The organism is Streptomyces sp. NPDC005408 (genome assembly GCF_040606445.1).
In the GTDB taxonomy this organism is placed as follows: domain Bacteria; phylum Actinomycetota; class Actinomycetes; order Streptomycetales; family Streptomycetaceae; genus Streptomyces.
In genome coordinates this window covers 48,416-70,176 of record NZ_JBEXEX010000007.1, presented here as the reverse complement: position 1 = coordinate 70,176, position 21,761 = coordinate 48,416, and the positions used below count along the sequence as shown (strand labels likewise).

Annotated in this window: 28 protein-coding genes and 1 riboswitch; of the genes, 15 read left to right on the top strand and 13 right to left on the bottom strand. The window is 70.0% G+C overall.

What is annotated here, in order from left to right:
- The first annotated feature begins 8 nt into the window (after window positions 1-8).
- Complete coding sequence (locus ABZS64_RS09690; RefSeq protein WP_328680583.1) at window positions 9-167, top strand: hypothetical protein; 159 nt, start codon at window positions 9-11, stop codon at window positions 165-167.
- 63 nt (window positions 168-230) lie between these two features.
- Here ABZS64_RS09690 and ABZS64_RS09685 read toward each other — a convergent pair whose 3' ends face one another.
- Window positions 231-773: an ATP-binding protein gene (locus tag ABZS64_RS09685; RefSeq protein WP_355825636.1), complete on the bottom strand. Its 543-nt coding sequence runs from the start codon at window positions 771-773 to the stop codon at window positions 231-233.
- Window positions 774-1,068: 295 nt separating this feature from the next.
- On the opposite strand from ABZS64_RS09685, the gene ABZS64_RS09680 reads away from it, so the two are divergent.
- The 3 genes from ABZS64_RS09680 (at window position 1,069) to ABZS64_RS09670 (ending at window position 3,399) form a co-directional block, all read left to right on the top strand.
- A complete protein-coding gene (locus ABZS64_RS09680) occupies window positions 1,069-1,776 on the top strand; it encodes a lysophospholipid acyltransferase family protein (RefSeq protein ID WP_355825633.1) in 708 nt (235 codons plus the stop codon).
- A 64-nt stretch (window positions 1,777-1,840) separates the two neighbouring features.
- Complete coding sequence (locus tag ABZS64_RS09675) at window positions 1,841-2,899, top strand: NAD-dependent epimerase/dehydratase family protein (protein ID WP_355825630.1); 1,059 nt, start codon at window positions 1,841-1,843, stop codon at window positions 2,897-2,899.
- Complete coding sequence (locus ABZS64_RS09670; RefSeq protein WP_355825627.1) at window positions 2,884-3,399, top strand: YbaK/EbsC family protein; 516 nt, start codon at window positions 2,884-2,886, stop codon at window positions 3,397-3,399. Before ABZS64_RS09675 ends, ABZS64_RS09670 begins: the two co-directional genes overlap by 16 nt.
- A gap of 81 nt (window positions 3,400-3,480) precedes the next feature.
- Here ABZS64_RS09670 and ABZS64_RS09665 read toward each other — a convergent pair whose 3' ends face one another.
- The 8 genes from ABZS64_RS09665 to ABZS64_RS09630 all read right to left on the bottom strand — a co-directional run bounded on the left by ABZS64_RS09665 (window position 3,481) and on the right by ABZS64_RS09630 (window position 10,245).
- The gene (locus ABZS64_RS09665) at window positions 3,481-5,058 is read right to left on the bottom strand and encodes an alpha/beta hydrolase (protein WP_355825624.1); all 1,578 of its coding nucleotides are present in this window, start codon (window positions 5,056-5,058) and stop codon (window positions 3,481-3,483) included.
- A gap of 150 nt (window positions 5,059-5,208) precedes the next feature.
- A complete protein-coding gene (locus ABZS64_RS09660; protein WP_355825622.1) occupies window positions 5,209-5,952 on the bottom strand; it encodes an urease accessory protein UreD in 744 nt (247 codons plus the stop codon).
- On the bottom strand, window positions 5,949-6,626 hold the full coding sequence (gene ureG / locus ABZS64_RS09655) for an urease accessory protein UreG (RefSeq protein WP_355825620.1): 678 nt from the start codon (window positions 6,624-6,626) through the stop codon (window positions 5,949-5,951). Before ureG ends, ABZS64_RS09660 begins: the two co-directional genes overlap by 4 nt.
- A 19-nt stretch (window positions 6,627-6,645) precedes the next feature.
- Window positions 6,646-7,308, bottom strand: a complete 663-nt coding sequence (locus ABZS64_RS09650) for an urease accessory UreF family protein (RefSeq protein ID WP_355825617.1) — start codon at window positions 7,306-7,308, stop codon at window positions 6,646-6,648.
- A 9-nt stretch (window positions 7,309-7,317) separates the two neighbouring features.
- Window positions 7,318-9,039: an urease subunit alpha gene (locus ABZS64_RS09645; RefSeq protein WP_355825615.1), complete on the bottom strand. Its 1,722-nt coding sequence runs from the start codon at window positions 9,037-9,039 to the stop codon at window positions 7,318-7,320.
- Window positions 9,032-9,343, bottom strand: coding sequence for an urease subunit beta (locus ABZS64_RS09640; protein ID WP_355826040.1), 312 nt, complete (start codon window positions 9,341-9,343; stop codon window positions 9,032-9,034). Before ABZS64_RS09640 ends, ABZS64_RS09645 begins: the two co-directional genes overlap by 8 nt.
- Before the next feature lie 14 nt (window positions 9,344-9,357).
- Window positions 9,358-9,660 (bottom strand): urease subunit gamma, encoded by a 303-nt coding sequence (locus ABZS64_RS09635; RefSeq protein ID WP_355825612.1) that lies wholly within the window; start codon window positions 9,658-9,660, stop codon window positions 9,358-9,360.
- A 303-nt stretch (window positions 9,661-9,963) separates the two neighbouring features.
- Entirely contained in the window at window positions 9,964-10,245 is a 282-nt protein-coding gene (locus tag ABZS64_RS09630) for a type II toxin-antitoxin system Phd/YefM family antitoxin (protein ID WP_355825609.1), read from the bottom strand.
- 71 nt (window positions 10,246-10,316) lie between these two features.
- On the opposite strand from ABZS64_RS09630, the gene ABZS64_RS09625 reads away from it, so the two are divergent.
- The 3 genes from ABZS64_RS09625 (at window position 10,317) to ABZS64_RS09615 (ending at window position 12,250) form a co-directional block, all read left to right on the top strand.
- Window positions 10,317-10,952 (top strand): ATP-dependent Clp protease proteolytic subunit, encoded by a 636-nt coding sequence (locus ABZS64_RS09625; protein ID WP_355825606.1) that lies wholly within the window; start codon window positions 10,317-10,319, stop codon window positions 10,950-10,952.
- A 7-nt stretch (window positions 10,953-10,959) separates the two neighbouring features.
- Window positions 10,960-11,268 carry a hypothetical protein gene (locus ABZS64_RS09620; RefSeq protein WP_355825603.1) on the top strand — a complete coding sequence of 103 codons (309 nt, stop codon included), beginning with the start codon at window positions 10,960-10,962 and terminating at the stop codon, window positions 11,266-11,268.
- Window positions 11,269-11,585: 317 nt separating this feature from the next.
- Window positions 11,586-11,770, top strand: a riboswitch (cyclic di-AMP (ydaO/yuaA leader).
- Window positions 11,771-11,773: 3 nt separating this feature from the next.
- Window positions 11,774-12,250: a C40 family peptidase gene (locus ABZS64_RS09615; protein WP_355825600.1), complete on the top strand. Its 477-nt coding sequence runs from the start codon at window positions 11,774-11,776 to the stop codon at window positions 12,248-12,250.
- Between the two features lie 85 nt (window positions 12,251-12,335).
- Here ABZS64_RS09615 and ABZS64_RS09610 read toward each other — a convergent pair whose 3' ends face one another.
- On the bottom strand, window positions 12,336-12,965 hold the full coding sequence (locus tag ABZS64_RS09610; RefSeq protein ID WP_355825597.1) for a LysE family translocator: 630 nt from the start codon (window positions 12,963-12,965) through the stop codon (window positions 12,336-12,338).
- A gap of 83 nt (window positions 12,966-13,048) precedes the next feature.
- On the opposite strand from ABZS64_RS09610, the gene ABZS64_RS09605 reads away from it, so the two are divergent.
- Window positions 13,049-13,960, top strand: a complete 912-nt coding sequence (locus ABZS64_RS09605) for a LysR family transcriptional regulator (protein WP_355825594.1) — start codon at window positions 13,049-13,051, stop codon at window positions 13,958-13,960.
- 62 nt (window positions 13,961-14,022) lie between these two features.
- Here the strand turns inward: ABZS64_RS09605 and ABZS64_RS09600 are convergent, their stop codons facing one another.
- Entirely contained in the window at window positions 14,023-14,454 is a 432-nt protein-coding gene (locus ABZS64_RS09600) for an ATP-binding protein (protein WP_355825591.1), read from the bottom strand.
- Window positions 14,455-14,681: 227 nt separating this feature from the next.
- On the opposite strand from ABZS64_RS09600, the gene ABZS64_RS09595 reads away from it, so the two are divergent.
- A complete protein-coding gene (locus ABZS64_RS09595) occupies window positions 14,682-15,539 on the top strand; it encodes a helix-turn-helix transcriptional regulator (protein ID WP_355825588.1) in 858 nt (285 codons plus the stop codon).
- Between the two features lie 13 nt (window positions 15,540-15,552).
- Entirely contained in the window at window positions 15,553-15,759 is a 207-nt protein-coding gene (locus ABZS64_RS09590; protein ID WP_355825585.1) for a DUF397 domain-containing protein, read from the top strand.
- Here the strand turns inward: ABZS64_RS09590 and ABZS64_RS09585 are convergent.
- Window positions 15,752-16,897 carry an 8-amino-7-oxononanoate synthase gene (locus ABZS64_RS09585; protein WP_355825582.1) on the bottom strand — a complete coding sequence of 382 codons (1,146 nt, stop codon included), beginning with the start codon at window positions 16,895-16,897 and terminating at the stop codon, window positions 15,752-15,754. The two genes, ABZS64_RS09590 and ABZS64_RS09585, sit on opposite strands and share 8 nt — an antisense overlap.
- 145 nt (window positions 16,898-17,042) lie before the next feature.
- On the opposite strand from ABZS64_RS09585, the gene bioB reads away from it, so the two are divergent.
- Genes bioB through ABZS64_RS09560 form a run of 5 tightly spaced genes read left to right on the top strand, consistent with a single transcriptional unit; the run spans window position 17,043 to window position 21,376 of the window.
- A complete protein-coding gene (gene bioB, locus ABZS64_RS09580; protein WP_355825579.1) occupies window positions 17,043-18,224 on the top strand; it encodes a biotin synthase BioB in 1,182 nt (393 codons plus the stop codon).
- Window positions 18,217-19,524 (top strand): adenosylmethionine--8-amino-7-oxononanoate transaminase, encoded by a 1,308-nt coding sequence (locus ABZS64_RS09575; protein ID WP_355825576.1) that lies wholly within the window; start codon window positions 18,217-18,219, stop codon window positions 19,522-19,524. The genes bioB and ABZS64_RS09575 overlap by 8 nt, the downstream gene beginning before the upstream one ends.
- A 56-nt stretch (window positions 19,525-19,580) precedes the next feature.
- Window positions 19,581-20,294: a dethiobiotin synthase gene (gene bioD, locus ABZS64_RS09570; RefSeq protein ID WP_355825573.1), complete on the top strand. Its 714-nt coding sequence runs from the start codon at window positions 19,581-19,583 to the stop codon at window positions 20,292-20,294.
- Between the two features lie 4 nt (window positions 20,295-20,298).
- The gene (locus ABZS64_RS09565) at window positions 20,299-20,637 is read left to right on the top strand and encodes a VOC family protein (protein WP_355825570.1); all 339 of its coding nucleotides are present in this window, start codon (window positions 20,299-20,301) and stop codon (window positions 20,635-20,637) included.
- Between the two features lie 49 nt (window positions 20,638-20,686).
- A complete protein-coding gene (locus ABZS64_RS09560; protein WP_355825567.1) occupies window positions 20,687-21,376 on the top strand; it encodes a class I SAM-dependent methyltransferase in 690 nt (229 codons plus the stop codon).
- On the opposite strand, the gene ABZS64_RS09555 is transcribed toward ABZS64_RS09560, so the two are convergent.
- Window positions 21,377-21,748: a fic family toxin-antitoxin system, toxin component gene (locus ABZS64_RS09555; protein WP_355825565.1), complete on the bottom strand. Its 372-nt coding sequence runs from the start codon at window positions 21,746-21,748 to the stop codon at window positions 21,377-21,379.
- Window positions 21,749-21,761: the final 13 nt, after the last annotated feature.

The following is a 21,761-nucleotide window of genomic DNA, read 5'->3' as shown; positions in this document are numbered from 1 at the left end:
GGGCGCGCATGTCCGGATCCACGAAGGCGATGGGAGTGCTCACCGTCGGGACCCTGGTGGTCGTGACGGCCTACACGGCGGCACTCGGAAGCAATGGCTGGCTCTGGTTCGGCTGGGTGGTGCTCGGTCTGGTGACGATCGGGGTGATCGCTTCGCGCGGCACCTGACCGGCGGACCGGGGGCGGAGCCGCTCGGAAGCGGTTCGCGTCCCCGGACACCGTCGTGGGCCGTCAGCCGACCGCGGCGGCCGCGACAACGCGGTCCGGCTCGCGGACGTCCTTCGGCGCCGCCGAGCCGCCGTCCTCCGGGAGCTGCAGGCTCACCGGCAGCGGCCTGAACTCACGGGCGGGCGGCATCGGGACCGGCGCTGCCCGCAGGACGCGCTGGACTTCCTTCACGCGCCTGCTGAACCAGATCACCTTGCCGGTGGCGGTGCCGCACGTGCCCCAGCTGTCACTGAGGACGGCGACGGTCGCGAGGCCGCCCTTCGAAGGGCTGGAACTGGTCACTCGCGGCATCCTGCGGTCCTTGTCCGCCACGGAGGCGATCAGGTGCCGACCCGTCCAGCGCAACTCCACCACGCACGTCTTGTCGCCCTTCACATGCTGGACGACATTGCCGACGAGTTCGTCCACCGCGCGGCAGACCGGTGTGATGTGGTCCTCAAGGCTCCAGTACCGAAGATGCGCTGCGAGAATGCGCCGGATCTGGGGAATCCGTTCTATGGATGCCTGCACTTCCAAGGTGTAGCGGCAGGCGGCCGTGGCTTGCATGACCGTTACTCCTCACCGCGACCTGGTCACCTCTTCTGTTGCGGACCCCCGAGTGCGAAGAGTGAGCAAGTGTCGCTTTTGGGTCACCCCCCAGACTGACCTCGGGTGCCCAAGACCGCAACACATCGCCCGTCCGGAGCAAGCGGTGACGGTCGGCATCGAGTCATCACGTGTCTCACCGCAGACGCTTACGCCCGGTAAGCCCTGCACTTAGACTGTCCACCCCCGGCGTGCCCGATGACCTGGCACAACGCATGCCTCAAGCCGATCCGGACCGAGCGAGGAGCACCCTCAATTGTTCTATTACGTGCTCAAATACGTCATTCTGGGGCCGCTGTTGCGGTTGCTGTTCCGGCCCGGAATCGAGGGACTCGAGCACATCCCGGCGGAGGGCGCGGCGATCGTCGCGGGCAATCATCTGTCATTCTCGGACCACTTCCTGATGCCCGCGATCATCAAGCGGCGTATCACGTTCCTCGCGAAGGCGGAGTACTTCACCGGGCCGGGTGTGAAGGGCCGCCTGACCGCCGCCTTCTTCCGCAGCGCCGGGCAGATCCCGGTCGACCGCTCCGGCAAGGAGGCCGGGCAGGCGGCGATCCGCGAGGGGCTGGGGGTGCTGAGCAAGGGCGAGCTCCTGGGGATCTATCCCGAGGGCACGCGTTCGCACGACGGCAGGCTCTACAAGGGCAAGGTGGGTGTCGCCGTGATGGCACTCAAGGCGGGAGTTCCGGTCGTGCCGTGCGCGATGGTGGGGACCTTCGAGATCCAGCCGCCCGGGCAGGTCGTCCCGAAGATCAAGCGGGTCACTGTGCGGTTCGGGGAGCCGCTGGACTTCTCGCGGTACGCGGGCATGGAGAACGAGAAGGCCGCGATCCGCGCGGTCACCGACGAGATCATGTACGCGATCCTCGAACTGTCCGGTCAGGAGTACGTCGACCGCTACGCCGCCGAGGTCAAGGCGGAGCTGGAGCCACCGAAGAAGTTCCCGCGGCGAAGAGGCTGAGAGCGAATCCGCGTTCGGCGAACCCCTCTGGGCCCGGCAACCACGCGCGCCTAGCGTGCCTCGTATGACCACGGGAAGCGCAGTTGTGCTGGGAGCGACAGGACAGGTGGGGCGGGCAGCGGTGCGCGCCCTCGCCGCGGACGGCTGGGACGTGCGAGCGGTCTCGCGCGGCGGCGGCCGGGACGAGAGCCGGCCCGACGGCGTGCGCACGGTGCGCGCCGACCGGGAGGACGACGGGGCGCTGGCCGCGGCGCTCGGCGACGGCTGCGACGTGCTGGTGGACATGGTGGCGTACGGGACGGGCCACGCACGGCAGTTGAGGGGTTTCGCGGACCGGATCGGCTCGGCGGTCGTGATCTCCAGCGGCGCGGTGTACGCGGACGACCAGGGCCGCAGCTTCGACACCCAGGACGAGCCCGACGGCTTTCCCCGCTACCCTGTGCCAATTCCGGAGACCCAGGTCACCGTCGCGCCCGGGGAAGCTACCTACAGCACCCGAAAGGTGGCGCTGGAACAGGAGCTGCTGGCGGCGGGCGACGCCCTGCCGACGACTCTGCTGCGGGCGGGCGCGATCCATGGACCGTACTGCCGGACCCCGCGCGAGCTGTACTTCGTGAAGCGGGCCCTGGACAACCGCCCGGTACGGGTGCTCGCGTACGGCGGCCGCAGCCGTTTCCACCCGGTGCATGTCTCGAACCTCGCCGAGCTGATCCGGCTCGCGGCCCGGACGCCGGGCTCGCGGGTACTCAACGCCGGTGACCCGAACGTGCCGACGGTCGCCGAGATCGGCGTCGCCGTCGACCGGGTGCTCGGCCGGCAGAGCGAGACCGTACTGATCGAAGGAGACTCCCCGGGTGGCTCGGTGGGCGAGACGCCCTGGGGTCTGGAGCATCCGATCGTGTACGACATGTCGGCCGCCGGGCACGAGCTGGGCTATCGGGCCGTCACCACGTACGAGGAGTCCCTGCCCGCGACCGTCGAGTGGCTTGCCGAGCAGCTGAGCGGCAAGGACTGGACGGACGCGTTCCCGAAAATGGCAGCGCAGTACGCTCCCCACGGCGACCTCTTCGGGTACGCGGAGGAGGACGCATGGCTCAGGGAGCACGGATGGGGAGCGCAGTGAGCGAACAGCCCGACAGCGAACAGCACGACACCTACGCCAAGTTGATCGCCCTGCTTGACGAGCGCGGTGCGGCGTACCGGATCATCGAGCACGAGGAGCAGGGTGCCACCGAGGCGGTCAGCGCGCTACGCGGGAACACCCTGGCGCAGGCAGCCAAGTGCATCGTCGTGATGGTGAAGATCGGCAAGAAGGAGAAGCGGTACGTCCTGGCCGTGGTGCCCGGCGACCGGCGGGTGGATCTGGGAGCGGTGAAGGGCCTCCTCGGTGGCACGTACGCCGGGTTCGCCACACCGGAGGTGGCCGAGCGGCTGGCGCGCAGCGTGAGCGGCACCATCCTGCCGTTCTCCTTCGACCCGGAACTCGAACTGGTCGTGGATCCGGGTCTGTTGGTGCACGAGGAGATCTTCTTCAACGCGGCGCGACTGGACCGTTCGCTGGCGCTGCGCACGGCCGACTACAGGGCGATCGCGGAGCCCCGCACAGCCGGCATCGCGAGCTGACCACCGCAGGGAACACGAAAGCGGGAACACGAAAGGAGGGGCGGCCGGAACCGGCCGCCCCTCCCCCGTATCAGCTGTGACTTACGGCTTCGGCGTGGCGTGCGGCGTGCACGTCACATCGCTGCCGTCCACCTTGCCACTGAGCAGGTAGGCGTCCACCCGCCCGTTGATGCACGGGTTGACCAGGCCGGTCACACCGTGCGAGCCGGCGTCCTTCTCGATGATCAGACGCGAGCCCTTGAGCCGCTTGTGCAGCTCGACGGCGCCGTCGAACGGAGTCGCTGCGTCGCGGGTCGACTGCACGATGAGCACCGGCGGCAGACCCTTGCCCGTCCTGACGTACAGCGGGTTCTGCTGCTTGGACGACCACGTGGCGCACGGGAGGTTCATCCAGGCGTTGGCCCACGTCATGAACGGGTAGTCCTTGTGGAGCCGGGTGTTGTCCCGGTCCCACTTCTTCCAGCTGGTCGGCCACTTGGCGTCCGCGCACTCGACGGCCGTGTAGACGGCGTTGCCGTTCTCCGAGGCGATGTTGCCCTTGGTGTCGGACAGGTCGGGCGCCGCGGCGTCGACCAGTGCCTGGGTGTCACCCGCGACGTACTTGCTGAAGGCCTGGGCGACGGGCACCCAGGAGGAGTCGTAGTACGGCGCGCTCTGGAAGAAGCTGATGAGCTCCGCCGGTCCGACGACCCCGCCGAGGGGGCTCTTCTTGGCGGTGGCCCGCAGCTTCAGCCACTGCTGCTCGACCTTCTCGGGGGTGTCCCCGATGTGGAAGGTCGCGTCGTTCTTGGCGACCCAGGCCTTCCAGTCGTTCCAGCGCATCTGGAATGCGACGTCCTGGTCGAGGTTGGCCTCGTACCAGATCTTCTCCCGCGAGGGATTGACGACGCTGTCGACGATCATCCGGCGCACGTGGCCCGGGAAGAGCGTCGCGTAGACCGCGCCGATGTAGGTGCCGTAGGAGACGCCCAGGAAGTTGAGCTTCTTCTCACCGAGGGCGGCCCGGACGACGTCCAGGTCGCGAGCGGTGTTCGGCGTGGTCATGTGCGGCAGCATCCAGCCGCTGCGCTCGGCGCACCCGTCCGCGTACTCCGCGGCGAGCTTGCGCTGGGCGCGCTTGTCGGCCTCGCTGTCCGGCACCGGGTCGGCCTTCGGCGCCTTCACGAACTCCTGCGGGTCGACACAGGAGATGGGAGCGGAGTGGCCCACACCCCGAGGGTCAAAGCCCACGAAGTCGTACGCCTTCGAGGCGTTGACCCAGAGCGGGTTCTTGTTGGTGACCCGGGTCGGGAATCGCATGCCCGAGCCACCGGGGCCGCCCGGGTTGTAGACGAGGGCGCCCTGGCGCTCCTCCTTGGTGCCGGTGTTGCCTATTCGGTCGACGGCAATCTTGATCTGCTTGCCGTTCGGCCGCGCGTAGTCGAGCGGCACGCTCACCCAGCCGCACTGGATGGGCTTGGCAAATCCCCAGCCCGCCGGGCAGTCGGCCCAGTCGATCCCGTTCTTCGCGGCCCGCTCCGCGGCGACCTGAACACCACGTGCCTCGGACCAGCCGTTGGTGCGGCTTTCGGCGTTCGCCGCCGGAGCGGCGATCGCGCCCGTGATGAGGGTGCCCGCGATCAGAGTGCCGGCCGAGCCGAGCACTGCTGTGCGTCTCACGTAGAACTCCCCCTTCTGTTGTCGAGTTCTCCGGGGGATCCTTTCGTCTGTGGGGCTGCCGGGAACAGGTCGTACTGGTATTTCTTTACCGAACCAATAACCGGTAAGTAGTGTCCCGCTCAGCGGTGCACCAAAATGCCCCAGTTCTCCCTACTCGGGCAGTTCCGCACAAAGCACTTCGTCCAGTACGGAGCGGAGTTGGCGGGCGTCCGGGGCGACGGCCGTGACCAGGAAGGCCGCACCGGCGAGCGGAGTCAGCACCGCGCTCTCGCCCAACAGCCGTGCCTGGGCAGGCTTTTCCTCGAACACGGGGTCCACGACGAGGAGTTGGCCCACGGCACGGTTTCCCCCCAGGACCGCTCCGCCGTCCCAGCCGCCGGGAGCACCGGGTCCGTAACCCAGTTCCTGGTCCAGCAGCGGACGTCCGGCGCGGTGGACGGTGAGGCGGGTCGCGAGGGTGCCGGGCTCTTCGCCGTAGCGGCCGAGGATCTGCTCCTCGCGCAGCACCAGCCGTGCGCTCGCGGCCAGTTCGACACGCGTACGCATCCGCAGATCGCTGCCGTACGCCGAGATGAGCTGCTCCGGAAGCCAGCGCAGTTCGGCCTCCTCGCCGACCGTCAACCGCACGTCGTAGTGGGCCTGTTCGGGGAGGCGGCCGGGAAGTGCGATGGTCGCGGCGGCGGAGTCGATGTGGAGCCGTGCGCCGTCGGCGGCCTCCGCCTCGATGGCCAGCCTGTCGCCGCCGAGCGGTGCGCTCATCGCGCCGACGACGGTGACCCGGGTGCAGGGGCCGGTGGCGCGTGTGCGGCGCAGCGCGAGCGGCCCGTCGCTCGTCAGCACCGGCAGGCCGCCGTCGCGGGTGGCGACGATTCGGGCGGTGGCGCGGATGCTCATGCGGTCCAGGCGGCCAGCTGGGCACGCACCCAGTCGGCGACCGGGCGCACGCCGTCCTCGCCCCTCAGCGAGGTGAAGGCGACGGGGAGTTCACCGCGCTGCTCCTTGGCGTCGCGCGCCATCCGGCCGAGGTCGGAGCCGACATGGGGTGCGAGGTCGGTCTTGTTGACGACGAGGAGATCGGCGGTGGTGACACCGGGTCCGCCCTTGCGCGGGATGTCGTCGCCGCCCGCGACGTCGATGACGAAGATCTGGGCGTCGACGAGGCCCTTGGAGAAGGTCGCGGTGAGATTGTCGCCGCCGGACTCGACGAGGATCAGATCGAGCGGACCGACGCTCTCCTCCAGGTCCTCCACCGCTTCGAGGTTGGCGGAGATGTCGTCGCGGATGGCGGTGTGCGGGCAGGCTCCGGTCTCGACGGCCTGGATGCGCTCGGGCGGCAGTACGGCGTTACGGAGCAGGAATTCAGCGTCCTCGCGGGTGTAGATGTCGTTGGTGACGACGGCGATGGACAACTGGTCGCGCAGGGCGCCGCAGAGCGCGGCGACGGTGGCGGTCTTGCCGGAACCGACAGGGCCGCCGAGGCCGATGCGCAGGGCACGCCGGGTGCCGTCGGGGCGTACGGCGTCGGCGCTGACGGCGGCCGGGCCGGCGTGCGAGTGGTCGAGGTGCATGGTGCGGCTCCTTGATGTCCTACGAGGCGAAGAGGCGTACGGGCCAGGCGGCGTGCGCCTCCGCCGTGATGTCGAGCAGTGGTGCGGACGCTGCGGGCAACGCGTCGATCCCTTCGTACGCGGCGTGTACGGCCTGCCCGGCGACCTCGTCCATCGCGGGCGCGAGGCGGGCGAGGACGGCGGTGGCCTCGAAGGGGTCCAGACTCAGCAGGCGTACGACGGCGGTGGCCGGTCCGCTGACCGACTCGTACACGGCACAGTGGGCGGCGTCCTCGGGGCCGAGTCCGGCGGATCGGGCGGTGAGCCCGAGGACGATCGGCTGGTGCGTACCGCGCGGGAACGCCGCAGCGAGAGCGTCCAGTTCGGCACTCGGCCAGGTGGAGCGGGCGGCCCGCATCATCTGGCGGCCGAGCTTGCGGGCGGTGGCCCGCAGTGCGGGTGAGGGGGTACGGGCGTCGGCGGCCTCGTCGAGCGCGAGCGGGTCGAGGCCGAGGGCCGCCGCGGCGGCGAGCCCCGCCGATGTGAGTCCGGTGGTGTGCAGCCGCCCCCGGCAGAAGGCCTCCAGGTCCCGGGCATCGCGGATCCGTCCCGCCTTGACGGCCGGCTCGGCCCCGCCGGAGTGGGCGTGCCCACCGGCGGGGAACCGGCCGTCGGCCAGAACGAGCAGGCCGGCTCTACTCATCGCTGCTCATCAGAAGAGGAAGTAGCGCTGGGCCATGGGCAGTTCCGCCGCGGGCGCGGGCTCGACCGGCTCGCCGTCGATCGTCACCGTGAAGGTGTCGGCGTCGACCTCGACGCGCGGCAGTGCGTCGTTCTCCCGCATGTCGGCCTTGGTGACCCGCCTCGTGCTGGTGATCGGCACGAACTTCTTGCCGAGGCGGAGGCGTTCGGGCAGATCGTCCTCGATGGCCGCCTCGGCGACAAAGTTGAACGAGCTCGCCGACGCGGCCTTTCCCAGTGCGCCGAACATCGGCCGCGGCAGCACCGGCTGCGGGGTCGGGATGGACGCGTTGGCGTCACCCATCTGTGCGTATGCGATCTGACCGCCCTTGATGACCAGCTGCGGCTTGACGCCGAAGAAGGCCGGCTCCCAGAGCACCAGGTCGGCGAGCTTGCCGGTCTCGACCGAGCCGATTTCGTGGGCGAGGCCCTGCGCGACCGCGGGGTTGATCGTGTACTTGGCGACATAGCGACGTGCCCGGTGGTTGTCGGCACGGCCGTCGCCGGGCAGCGCGCCCCGGCGCTTCTTCATCACATGCGCGGTCTGCCAGGTGCGCATGATCACCTCGCCGACGCGACCCATGGCCTGGGAGTCGGAGGAGATGATCGAGATGGCGCCGAGGTCGTGCAGGATGTCCTCCGCCGCGATGGTCGAGGGCCGGATACGGGACTCCGCGAAGGCGAGGTCCTCGGGCACGGCCGGGTTGAGGTGGTGGCAGACCATCAGCATGTCGAGGTGTTCCTCGATGGTGTTGACGGTGTGCGGCCGGGTCGGGTTCGTGGAGCTGGGCAGTACATGCGGCTCTCCGACCACCGTGATGATGTCCGGTGCATGCCCGCCGCCCGCGCCCTCGGTGTGGTACGCGTGAATGGTGCGGCCCGCGATCGCTGCGAGGGTGTCCTGGACGAAGCCCGCTTCGTTGAGCGTGTCCGTGTGGATGGCCAGCTGGGCGCCGGTCTCCTCACAGACGCTCAGGCAGGCGTCGATGACGGCGGGGGTCGCCCCCCAGTCCTCATGGATCTTGAACCCCAGTGCCCCGCCCCGCAGTTGGGAGTGCATGGCCTCGCGGGACATCGTGTTGCCCTTGCCGAGCAGTCCGATATTGACCGGGAGGGAGTCCATCGCCTCGAACATCCGGGCAAGGTGCCAGGGGCCGGGGGTGATGGTCGTCGCCTTGGTGCCCTCGGCCGGTCCGGTCCCGCCGCCGACGAGCGTGGTGACGCCCGTGGCGAGAGCCTGGTCGATGATGGTCGGCGAGATGAAGTGGACGTGCGCGTCGATGGCGCCCGCGGTGACGATCTTCCCGTTGCCCGCGATGATCTCGGTCTCGGGCCCGATGACGAGATCGGGGTGTACGCCGTCCATCGTGTCGGGGTTTCCGGCCTTGCCGATGCCGGTGATGCGGCCGTCGCGGATGCCGATGTCGGCCTTGACGATGCCCCAGTGGTCGACGATGACGACGCCGGTGATGACGGTGTCGGGTGCGCCTTCGGCCCGTGTCGTACGGGACTGGCCCATCGATTCGCGGATCACCTTGCCGCCGCCGAACACGGCCTCGTCGCCCGCGAGTCCGGGCCCGCCCGAGCGGTCCTGCTCGATCTCGACGAGGAGGTCGGTGTCGGCGAGCCGGATCCGGTCGCCGGTGGTGGGGCCGAAGAGATCGGCGTAGACGGCGCGATTCAGCTCAGGCATCGAGACCGCCTCCGATCTCTCCGCGCAGGCCGGCGATGACGCGGCGTCCGGTGAAGGGGACGAGCTCGACGTCGACGGGGATGCCGGGCTCGAAGCGCACGGCCGTGCCCGCGGCGATGTTCAGCCGCAGGCCGCGGGCGGCGGCCCGGTCGAATTCCAGACCGGGGTTGGCCTCGGCGAAGTGGTAGTGGGAGCCGACCTGGACGGGCCGGTCGGCGGCGTTGACGACGGCGAGGCGTGTGACCTGGCGGCCCTCATTGAGGGGCACGGGGCCGTCGGCGAAGAGGATCTCTCCGGGGATCATCGACTGCATCCCCCTCAGATGATCGGGTCGTGGACGGTGACGAGCTTGGTGCCGTCCGGGAAGGTCGCCTCGACCTGGACGTCGTGGATCATCTCGGGGATGCCCTCCATGACGTCGTCGCGGGTGAGGACCTTGCGGCCCGAGGCCATGAGTTCGGCGACGGTACGGCCGTCCCTGGCGCCTTCGAGGATGTGCGCGGTGATCAGGGCTACGGATTCGGGGTGATTGAGCCTCACTCCGCGCGCTCGGCGCTTGTCCGCCACGTCGGCCGCCACATGTATGAGCAGTCGTTCCTGCTCGTGCGGGGAGAGTTGCACGCGTCCACCTCACAGTCGTCCGGCCCAGACCCGCCTGGGTGCAGCGGGACGCTAACCCGCTTCAACACTCTGTTGACCAATGCACGGGTGTTTCTCGGCGAGCGTTTGAACGTTAGGCGGAAAGTTTTTCCGGCGCGTTAACTGATCTTGGTCCGGTCTTTCACCGCCACGAGGAGGAGGCCGCTGCCCGTACCGCGATCGAGGACCGGGTCGTATACGTGGACGTGGTCGCCACCCGGACCGGCCGCGCGTCCCCGCTGCAGCCGACGGGGGCGCGCGGCCTTTCTGTGCGTCCGGGAGTGGTCAGCGGCGCTCGTCGGGGCGCCGGTGCTCGGCCGCCAGGCCGAAGCGCCCCCGTTCGCCGGTAGCGGATGCGGCCGAGCCGATCGAGGAGACCGAGCTGATCACCTGCTCCTCGGCGGCCTCCTGATCCCGCTCCAGTCGTTCCAGGTCAGCGGCGGACACCAGCGCCACGAGCGGCTTCCCGTGCCGGGTCACGACGACGCGCTCCCCGCCGTAGACGACGCGGTTGATCAGTTCGGCGAGCTCTGCGCGGGCTTGCGTCACCGGAATCTCGTAGGCCATGCTCCCCATCATAACGGCCTGTACATCCTGTACATTTTTTACAGATGGCCGTGCGAGAGGAGACGTACGTCATGAACCGACCTGCCGCCCGCTATGTCCTCCCCCAGTTCACCGAGCGCACCAGCGCGGGCGCCCGCACCCTCGATCCGTACTCGAAGCTGCTGGAGGAGCGGATCATCTTCCTCGGCACCGCCGTCGACGACACCGCGGCCAACGACGTGATCGCGCAGTTCCTGCACCTCGAGTACGCGGCCCCGGACCGGGACATCTCCCTCTACATCAACTCCCCCGGCGGCTCGCTCAGCGCCATGTCCGCGATCTACGACACGATGCAGGTGGTCACCTGCGATGTGGAGACGACCTGCCTGGGGCAGGCCGCATCGACCGCCGCCCTGCTGCTCGCCGCCGGGACCGCCGGCAAGCGGATGGCGCTGCCGGGCGCCCGGATCGTCGTTCAGCAGCCCGCGTTCGAGGAACCGTTGCAGGGCCAGCCATCCGATCTGGAGATCCAGGCACAGGAGTTGCTGCGGCTGCGGACCCAACTCGCCGAGATGCTCGTACGCCACACGGGCCAGACCCCTGAGCGGATCGCCGCCGACCTGGAGCGCGACAAGATCTTCGACGCCGAGGACGCCAGGGCCTACGGCCTGGTGGATCACGTGATCAAGAACCGCAAGACCTCGCTCCCCTCCACCGGTTCGAGGTGAGCGCCGGATGCTGCCACCCGAACTGCCGCCGCTGCCCGCCCTGACCCGCGCCGAGTGCGAGTTCATCGACAGCTATCTCGAGGTCCTCGATCTGCTGGGGAGGATCAACCCGGCCCGCGGCACGCACACCTATGGGGCACTGCGTGCGGCTCAAGCGCTGGTCGGACGGGCCGAGGCACTCAAGGACGCCCTGACGCTGATGCACATGCGGGGCGAGAGCGAGGTCCATGCCGCGACGCTCGCCGAGGCGCTCAGGGTTCTCGACGGCGAACGGCGGGCGGGCCGGGTGACGATGCCGCCCGCGGCCATGCGTTGACGAAACACCCACTTCCGTCTACCGCCAACAGGGTACTGGGGGGCATCCCCCATTCGGTGTAGTCGCCAAGTCTTCAACGACTGCGGACAACTTGCGCACCATGACTACCGATCTGGCGGAATGGCCTGTTCCGGTGCTGGTGCGAGGCTCCTCAGTCGTCGCGCACCCGTCCGCAAATCGGTTCTGTCCACTCGAACAGGTTAGTGGTGGCGAACGTCACATACCGCCGTTTCGCCTCGGAAATCCGGCATGTCGTGGGTCAAGATCCCTGGGACGACAAGCCCCCGCCACCTCGGCGGGGCGGTCCGGGCGGACGCCGAGTCCTGCCGCCGCTCCGGATGTCTGGTCGACAGGAGTGCATCGGCAGGAGTGGAGGACCCAAGCAGGACGGGGCAGCCGGACGGTCCGGTCGTCCCTCGGGGTGAAGCCGCAACCGCGGCCGGGCATCTTCGTCCGTCCGAACCCGACAGGTCATCCTTCACAGGCGGCTGACGAAGGGTTGCGCATGACTGCGCAGATTCATGTCCCGTTTCTGATGACCAGGGCGGGCGCGGTATCGGCCCTGACCCTCGCCGCCGTCGGCGGCTCACTGCTGGTACCGGGCACCGCTTCCGAGGCATACGCGGCAACGACCCTCGCGAACAAGGCACTCAAGGTGGCCGCCTCGAAGAAAGGGGCGCCGTACAAGTACGGCGCGACCGGTCCGTCCAGGTTCGACTGCTCGGGGCTGACGCTCTATTCGTACAAGAAGGCGGGCAAGAAGCTCCCGCGTACGGCCCAGCAGCAGTACAACAAGACCCGCCGGGTCCCGGCCTCCTCCCGGCGGCAGGGAGACCTGGTCTTCTTCCACTCCGGCAGCAGCGTCTACCACGTGGGCATCTACGCCGGCCGAGGCAAGATCTGGCACTCGCCGAAGACCGGCTCCTGGGTGAAGCTGGAGAAGATCTGGACCAAGAGCGTCTGGTACGGCCGGGTGAGCTGACGATCCGTGGCTGATCGTGCGCCGGTCGCCGCGCGTCGCGGCGACCGGCGCACGGGACCCCCCGGCCCCCGGGGTCGGCGCCGGGTCAGTGTGCCAGCGGCTCGGCGAGCAGGGTCACGCCGAGCGCGGTGAGCGCCCCACCGGTGACGCCTTCGACCGCCCGCGTGGTGCGCGGCCGCCGCAGCCACTTCCCGAGACGGTCCACGAGCAGGGCCACGGCCGGGAACCAGAGCAGAGCCAGTACGACGACGATCGTCGCGAGCAGCAGAGTGCGCGGCAGGACCGGCGCACCGTCCGGCACGAACTGCGGGAGCAGGCTGAGGAAGAGGACCGGCGCCTTCGGGTTGAGGACGTTGGTGAGAAATCCCTGCCGCAGACTGCGGCCGATGCCGTCGGCGGCTGCCTCTTGCGGATCCTCGAGTGCGGGCGCCGGGCGCAGTGCGGAGCGTACGGCCCGTACACCCAGGTACAGCACGTAGGCGCCGCCCAGGATCTGGAGCGTACGGAACAGCACCGGCACGGCGACCAGGACGGCCGCGAGTCCCGCGACCGCCAGCGCTGTGTGTACGAGCAGGCCCCCGGCGACGCCGACCGCGCAGGCCACGCCCGCGCGCCGGGAGGCGAGCGCATTGCGTACCACGACGGTGAAATCCGCGCCCGGCATGGCGACCATGCCCGCGGCGACTCCGATGAAGGCGACCACTTGTGCGTCCATGGCGACCATCGTGGAGCGGCCAGGGCCTTAACGTGTACTTGTAATCTTCTTGGGTCTGTCTAAAGCAATGCTTAAGGGGTGGCATGTACGACCCGACACGGCTGGCGGCCCTGGTGGCGGTCGCCGAAGCCGGTTCGATCACCCGGGCAGCAGCCCGTCTGGGCTATACCGCGCCCGCGCTCTCCCAGCAGCTGGCCAAGCTGGAGCGCGAGGCGGGAGCGGCGCTGCTGGTGCGGAGCCACCGTGGGGCACGGCTGACCGCCGCGGGCGAGGTGCTGGCCGCCCGGGCCCGCCGGGTGCTGGACGAGATGGACCGGGCGCGGCACGAACTGGCACGGCTGTCCGGGCTGTCGGGCGGTCGGCTGCGGGTCGGCACGTTCACCACGGTGGGCGTCCATCTGCTGCCGCCGGTGCTCAGCGCGTTCCGCCGGGCGCATCCGGATGTGGACCTGACAGTCGCGGAGTACGAGCCGCCGGGCGGGGTGCTTGCGGTGGCGGCCGGCGAGGTGGATCTGGCTCTGACGCACACATATGAACCGGGCGAACCGGCGCCGCCGCCCGCAGGCGTGGTTCTCGAGCCGCTGCTGGTGGAGGAGTTGGTGCTGGTCACGGCGCCCGGCCATGCGCTGGCGGGCGGCTCGGGACGGCTGCCGGTGGCCGATCTCGCCGGACAGCCGCTGGTCAGCAGCGCGCCCTCGCATCCGCCGCGCAAGGGGGTCGAGACGGCGCTCGCGCGGGCGGGGGCGAGCCCTGCCGTGGTGTGCGAGTCACCGGGCTATGCGCTGGTGTGCGCACTGGTCAGCGCGGGGATCGGGGTCGCGGTGGTGCCGGAGATGGTCGCGGCGATGTCGGCGACGCCGCTCGGCGTACGGCAGTTGGAACCGGCGGACTTCCGGCGGACGATCTCGGTGGCGCACCGGGGCGAGGAGTCGGGCCCGGCGGCGGAGTCGCTTCGGGCGTTGCTCCGGGGCACGTTCGGCCGCGCGGCGAACTGAACGGCAGGGACTGGGCCGTCAGATCGAGGGCGTCGGGGTTGGCCCGAGGTGCCAGGCCATCGTCAGTTCTGGACCGGGGCCGTCCAGGGCAGGGCGATCCAGACCGTCTTGCCGCCGTCCGGGGTCGGCATGACCGAGAGCTGTCCGCCACACTCCGCGGTAAGGCTGCGGATGATGACCATGCCTCGGCCGTTGTCCTGCCGGACCGCGGCGGGCAGCCGCTGCGGCCAGCGGGGATGGCTGTCGGTGACGCCGATGCGCAGTTCCTCGTCGCGCTCGAGACGCAGGTCCACGGTGAAGGTCGGGGACTGGCCGAAGGTGTGCTGGACGGCGTTGGTGGCGAGTTCGGAGACGATGAGCCGGACCGTGTCGAGGGCCTCGGTCTCGATGGGCAGGCCCCACTCGGAGACAACACTTGTGGCGTATTTCCGGGCGGCGGAGACCGAGGCGGGATCGCTCGGCAGGGTGACGGAGGCTTCCTGATGGTCTGCCATGGCGCGCTGTCCCTTTCCCACCGTGGCCGCGCTCCGACTCGTAGCGGAATTGCGAGGAGGCCACGGATTGTGCTTCGCGCCAGAGTGCCACTTATCGTGCTGTCGGAGGTGGCGATCCACCAAGATATGCATATATCTGTCGCTCAAAGCGGTGAACTCTGCTACGCGAGACCGTATTTGGGCGGCGCACTCTCACATTGGCCGCGCGCGCTGGGAAGGAGCCTCGGATGCGGCACGGTCCCGCGGTACGGCGGCGCAAGCTGGGCGAGGAGCTGCGGAGGCTGCGGCTGGACGCGGGGCTCACCAGCCGGGACGCCGGTCTGCGGGCCGGGTGGCACCAGTCGAAGGTGAGCCGGATCGAGACCGGGGCCAGTGGGGTCAAGGCTGCCGATGTGACTCTGCTCCTCGATGTGTACGAGGTGGCCGACCCTCAACTGCGCGCGCTGCTCGAGACCTTGGCTGACGCAGCGGACGGCGGGGGCGACGGGTGGTGGCACGCCTATCGAGGGCTGCTCCCGCCCGAGTACCGGGATTTCATCTCGCTGGAGGCGCACGCCTGCGCGGCACGCACGCTGGAGACCTCGGTGGTGCCCGGCCTGCTGCAGACACCCGACTACGCGCGCGCGGTGACCAGGGCCGCTCTGGAGGAGCTGCCCGCTGCGACCGTCAACTCCCTGGTGGAGGTGCGGATCGCCCGCCAGTCGGTGTTGACGGCCGAGAGACCGCTGGAGCTGAGCGCCGTGCTGGACGAGGCGGCGCTGCGGCGCGAGGTGGGCGGAGTGCAGGTGATGCGGGCGCAACTGGATGCCTTGAGGGAGACGGCGCAGCTGCCTCATGTGCGGCTACAGGTACTGCCGTTCTCGGTCGGCGGCTATGTCGGCCTCACAAGTCCTTTCGTTATTTTCTCCTTTCCGAACATCTCTGATCTGAATGTGGTTGTTCTCGACCACTTGACGAGTAGCCTCTACCTCGAGCGGAAAGAAGACCTTGAGGTGTATGGCGCCGCGTTCCGGACCATGCAGGCGCGCGCTCTGTCACCCGCCGACTCAATGGATCTCATCGCCCGGATCAGTGAGGGCGCATAGGGAGGCACCCCCCATGTCCGATGGCCTCACGCACAGCGCGTTACGGTGGCGGCGCAGCAGCCGCAGTACGGGGATGAACAACTGCGTCGAGACGGCACTGCTGGCCGACGACACGCTCGCGGTCCGCGACTCCAAGAACATCGCGCGGCGGGCCCTGCGCTTCTCGCCTCACGCCTGGACCCGCTTCCTCACGTCCCTCCACGAGGACACCGTCAACTGACCGGCGCGGCCCCGACCATGGTCGTAACCGCCTGCTCGATCTGCTGATCCGTCAGATCCGCCCGCGCCGTGAGCCTGATCCTTGAGATGCCGTCCGGCACCGACGGAGGGCGGAAGCAGCCGACGACAAGCCCTGCGGCACGGCAGTCGGCCGCCCAGCGCAGCGCCGCCTCAGGCGACGGCGCCTGTACGGAGACCACGGCGGCGTCGGGTCGTACGGCGGTCAGTCCCGCGTCCGTGAGGCGCCGGTGCAGCGTCGCGGCGACCGTCCGGGCCCGGTCCGCCAGCGCCGGTTCGCGACCAAGCAGCCGCAGACTCGCCAGTGCGGCTCCCGCGGCGGCCGGAGCGAGGCCGGTGTCGAAGATGAACGTACGGGCCGCGTTGACCAGGTGGTCGATCACCCGGGCCGGGCCGAGTACCGCTCCGCCCTGGCTGCCGAGGGACTTGGAGAGCGTGAGCGTGGCGACGACGCCGTCGGCGCCCGCGATCCCGGCGGCGTTCAGGGCTCCCCGGCCGCCTTCGCCGAGTACGCCCAAGCCGTGCGCGTCGTCGACGAGGAGGGCCGCGCCGTGCTCACGGCAGGCCTCGGCAAGGCCCGCCAGCGGCGCGGCGTCCCCGTCGACCGAGAAGACCGAGTCGCTGACCACGAGGGCCCGCTGCCCCGGGTGCGCGTCGAGCGTCTTGCGTACGGCCTCGACATCGGCGTGCGGGACGACCGCGGTCTCCGCGCGCGAGAGGCGGCAGCCGTCGACGATCGAGGCGTGGTTGCCCGCGTCGGAGACGATCAGCGCGCCGCGGCCGCTCAGCGCGGTCACGGCGGCGAGGTTCGCGGCATAGCCCGACGAGAACACCAGGGCCGCCTCAAAACCGCAGAAGGCCGCGAGTTCCCGCTCGAGCTCGGCGTGGAGGGCGGTGCTGCCCGTGACCAGCCGGGAGCCGGTGGCGCCCGCGCCCCAGCGGCGGGCCGCATGGGCCGCGGCGCCGGTGATCTCCGGGTGGCGGGTGAGGCCCAGATAGTCGTTGCTGGCGAGATCCAGCAGCTCGGACTCGGCGGTGCGCGGCCGGAGCGTACGCACGAGACCCGCCCGCTCACGGCGGCGCGACTCGTGGTCGATCCAGTCGAAAGGATCCTGGGGCATGGTGGTCCGGTCCTTTTGTAGGCAGCGCACAGACCCTAACCGGGGTCACTAGAGGAGCGGATGTGGCCATGCACACACCTCGAACATGCTCTCTTGTCGAGTTCCTCCTTGGCCCTGGCGCATCCCGTACGTCAGGATCAGCGCCATGGACCTGCTGAACACGCTGGTGGACAAGGGGCTGCGGCGCGAGCTGCCGAGCCGTGAAGAAGCGCTCGCCGTGCTGGCGACCTCCGACGACGATCTGCTCGAAGTGGTGGCCGCGGCCGGCAAGGTGCGCCGCCAGTGGTTCGGGAGGCGGGTGAAGCTGAACTATCTCGTCAATCTGAAGTCGGGGCTGTGCCCCGAGGACTGCTCGTACTGCTCCCAGCGCCTCGGGTCCAAGGCCGAGATCCTGAAGTACACCTGGCTGAAGCCCGACGAGGCCTCCCAGGCGGCGGCCGCCGGTGTGGCCGGTGGCGCCAAGCGGGTCTGTCTGGTCGCCAGCGGCCGCGGTCCGACGGACCGGGACGTGGAACGGGTCGGCAAGACCATTGAGGCGATCAAGGAGCAGAACGAGGGCGTCGAGGTCTGTGCCTGCCTCGGGCTGCTCTCGGACGGCCAGGCGGAGCGGCTGCGGGACTCGGGCGCCGACGCGTACAACCACAACCTCAACACGTCCGAGGCGACGTACGGCGAGATCACCAAGACCCACACGTACGCCGACCGCGTCGACACCGTGCAGAAGGCGCACGCCGCCGGGCTCTCCGCCTGCTCCGGGCTGATCGCGGGCATGGGCGAGAGCGACGAGGACCTGGTCGACGTCGTCTTCTCGCTGCGCGAGCTCGACCCGGACTCGGTACCGGTCAACTTCCTGATCCCCTTCGAGGGCACCCCGCTGGCGAAGGAGTGGAACCTCACCCCGCAGCGCTGCCTGCGGATTCTCGCGATGGTGCGGTTCGTCTGCCCCGACGTGGAGGTCCGGATCGCGGGCGGCCGCGAGGTGCATCTGCGCTCGATGCAGCCGCTCGCGCTGAACCTGGCCAACTCGATCTTCCTCGGCGACTATCTGACGAGCGAGGGCCAGGCGGGTCAGGCCGACCTCGACATGATCGCGGACGCGGGCTTCGAGGTGGAGGGCACGGACACGACGACGCTGCCGCAGCACCGTGCGGACGCGCCGGCCGGCGGCGGTTGCGGTTCGCACTCCGGCGGGTGTGCGCCGTGCGGTGACGGCGAGGCCGACGGCGAGGCGGTCACCGAGCCCGTCTCCGAGGTTCCCGCGGCCCGGACGGACCTGGTCGCCGTGCGCCGCCGCGGCGCGGGCACCGATGTCGCGCCCAATGCCTGAGTCCGTGCAGGACTCCGGCTACAGCCCCGGCGAGCTGCTGGCGCTGGACCGGGCGCACGTCTGGCATCCGTACGGCCCGATGCCGGGCCGTACGGATCCGCTCATCGTGGAATCCGCGTCCGGCGTACGGCTGCGGCTCGCCGAACCGGTCCACGGGCAGCGTGAGTTGATCGACGGCATGTCGTCCTGGTGGTCGGCGATCCACGGCTACAACAACCCGGTGCTCAATGAAGCCGCGCACGGCCAGCTGGGGCGGATGAGCCATGTGATGTTCGGCGGGCTCACGCACGAGCCCGCCGTGCGGCTGGCCGCGAAGCTGGTCGAGATCACACCCGAACCGCTGCGGCATGTCTTCCTCTGCGACTCGGGCTCGGTCTCGGTCGAGGTCGCGGTGAAGATGTGCCTGCAGTACTGGCGCTCGGTGGGGCGGCCGGCCAAGCAGCGGCTGCTGACCTGGCGCGGCGGGTACCACGGGGACACCTGGCAGCCGATGTCGGTGTGCGACCCCGAGGGCGGGATGCACGAGCTGTGGTCCGGAGTGCTGCCGCGGCAGATCTTCGTGGGCGCGCCGCCGGTGGAGTTCGAGGAGTCGTACGCGCAGGAGCTGCGCGATGCCGTCGCGCGGCATGCGGACGAGCTGGCCGCGGTGATCGTGGAGCCGGTCGTGCAGGGTGCGGGCGGGATGCGCTTCCACTCCCCCGCGTATCTGCGGGTACTGCGGGAGGCGTGCGACGAGCACGGCGTACTGCTGGTCTTCGACGAGATCGCGACGGGATTCGGCCGCACCGGCACGCTGTTCGCGGCGGAGCAGGCGGGGGTCTCGCCCGATGTGATCTGCCTGGGCAAGGCGCTGACCGGCGGCTATCTCTCGATGGCGGCGACGCTGTGTACGACGCGGGTGGCCGATGGCATCTCGCGCGGCGAGGTCCCGGTGCTGGCGCACGGCCCGACGTTCATGGGCAATCCGCTGGCGTCGGCGGTGGCGTGCGCGTCGATCGATCTGCTGCTCGCGCAGGACTGGCAGCAGGAGGTCAAACGCCTGGAGACGGGTTTGCGGGACGGGCTCGCGGCGGCGGCCGAGCTGCCCGGCGTGAGGGATGTCCGTGTGCTGGGCGGGATCGGCGTCGTACAGCTGGACCATGAGGTGAACATGGCTGCGGCGACCGAGGCGGCGGTGCGGGAAGGGGTCTGGCTGAGGCCGTTCAGGGACCTCATCTACACGATGCCCCCGTATGTGACGGGGGACGAGGATCTGGAGCGGGTGTGCCGCGCGGTGGGCGCGGCGGCGGCCGCGGGCTGACGCCCCGGTCCCCTGCAACCCGCGACGTACACATACAGAAAGGCAGCGCACAGCCAATGGCAGTCATCGTCGTCACCGGGACCGGGACCGAGGTCGGGAAGACCGTCGTTACCGCTGCCGTCGCCGCGGCCTTCCGGGCGCAGGGGCGGTCCGTTGCCGTGGTGAAGCCCACGCAGACCGGGATCGCGGCCGGGGAGGACGGTGACGTCGCCGAGGTGGTGCGGCTCGGCGGGGACGTGACCGGCGTTGAGCTCGCGCGGTTTCCCGAGCCGCTCGCGCCCGCGACCGCCGCGCGGCGGGCCAAGATGGCGGCAGTGCGGCCCGGCGATGTGGTCGAGGCCGTGGAGAAGCTCGCCGCCGAGCATGACCTCGTACTCGTCGAGGGAGCCGGCGGACTGCTTGTGCGCCTCGACGAGGACGGGGCGACCCTCGCCGATGTCGCCCGGCTGCTGGCCGCTCCGGTGATCGTCGTCGTGGCGGCCGGGCTCGGGACCCTCAATACGACCGCGCTGACCGCCGAGGCCCTGCGGGCGCGGAAGTTGGAGCAGCTGGGCGTGGTCGTGGGGAGCTGGCCCGGTGAGCCGGATCTGGCCGAGCGGTGCAATCTTGCGGACCTTCCGGAGGCTGCCGGGGCGCCGCTGCTCGGGGCCGTCCCGGAGAGAGCGGGCTCGCTGGCACCCTCCGAGTTCCGTGCTCGCGCCGGGAGTTGGCTCGCGCCACCGCTCGGCGGCGTGTGGGACGCCGAGACGTTCGGCGCAGCCGTACGCTGATCGCATGCGAGCCCGTATCGAGGAGATCGTCTTCGACTGTCACGACCCCGCCGGCCTGGTGCGTTTCTGGGCCGCCCTGCTCGGCGGGGACCCGGTCGACCGCAGCGACGACTGGTCGTACATCGATCCGCCCGGTTTCGTACGCGTCGCCTTCCAGCGCGTGCCCGAGGGCAAGGCGGCCAAGAACCGGCTCCACCTCGATCTCGACGCGGGCGACGTCGACGCGGCCACCGACGAGGCGGTCGCTCTTGGCGCCGTACGGGTGGGAGCGGCCATCACCGACGAGTACGGCCGCTTCCAGGTCCTGAGGGATCCCGAGGGCAACGAGTTCTGCTTCGTCTGAGCGGGGGGACAATGGCGGTGAGTGCACCGCCGTCCCGAGGAGGCCCGCCATGCCCCGGAGCAGCACCAAAGTGCCCCAGGACGCAGTTCACCATCCGGTCTTCGCCCGCTTCTACGCCAGGTTCAGCGTGGCGGCCGACAAGAGCGCGGGGATCCTGGCGTTTCGCGAGGAGCTGCTGTCCGGCCTCTCCGGACGGGTCATCGAGATCGGCGCGGGCAACGGACTGAACTTCGCGCACTACCCGGCGGCCGTCTCCGAGGTCGTGGCGCTCGAACCGGAGCGCAGCCTGCGGCACTTGGCGACGCAGGCCGCGCGGACCGCCGAGGTCCCGGTCGACGTGGTGCCGGGCGCTGCGGAGGCACTGCCGGTCAAGAGCGAGGCCTTCGACGCGGCCGTGGCGTCGCTGGTGCTGTGTTCCGTACGGGATCTGCCGCGCGCGCTCGGCGAGATCAGACGGGTCCTGCGGCCGGGCGGCGAGCTGCGGTTCTTCGAGCACGGCCTGGCCGGGACCAAGGGCATGGCCAGGACCCAGCGCGCGCTTGACCGCACGGTCTGGCCGCTGCTGTTCGGGGGGTGTCACACCGCGCGGGACACCATCGCCGCGATCGAGGCAGCGGGCTTCGAACTCGGTATGTACCGCAGGCTGCAGGTGCCCGGGCGAGGGGTGCGGCTGCCGACGTCGTCCTGCGTGCTGGGCGTGGCGCGGCGGCCCTTCGTCATGGACGCGCCGCCGGCGTGATCAGTGGCTCCACTGCCGCAGTTCGTCGGCGATGGTCCTTACGTCCGCCGTGCCGTCCTTGACCAGCCGCGCCAGATCCCGTACCTGCACGGGCGATGTGACGACCTTGAGTCCGCAGGCGACGAGATAGCCGTAGGCCACGGCGGAGGCGAACATCGCGTTGGAGTGCTCCAGCGCAGGGACATGGAGCAGCAGCTGAAGCAGGGACGCGGCACGGGCGTGCGGGTCGCTGTAGACGGGGATGCCGAATATCTCCGCCTCGTGGCGGCTGACGGCGGCGACGAGCGCCCCCCAGTCGGAGACCTGCGGGTCGCCGGGTGTCTTGTGCTCGGCGACCATGAGCAGCCAGGCGAGGTCGATCGAGAGGGTCATTCGGTACGCAGCC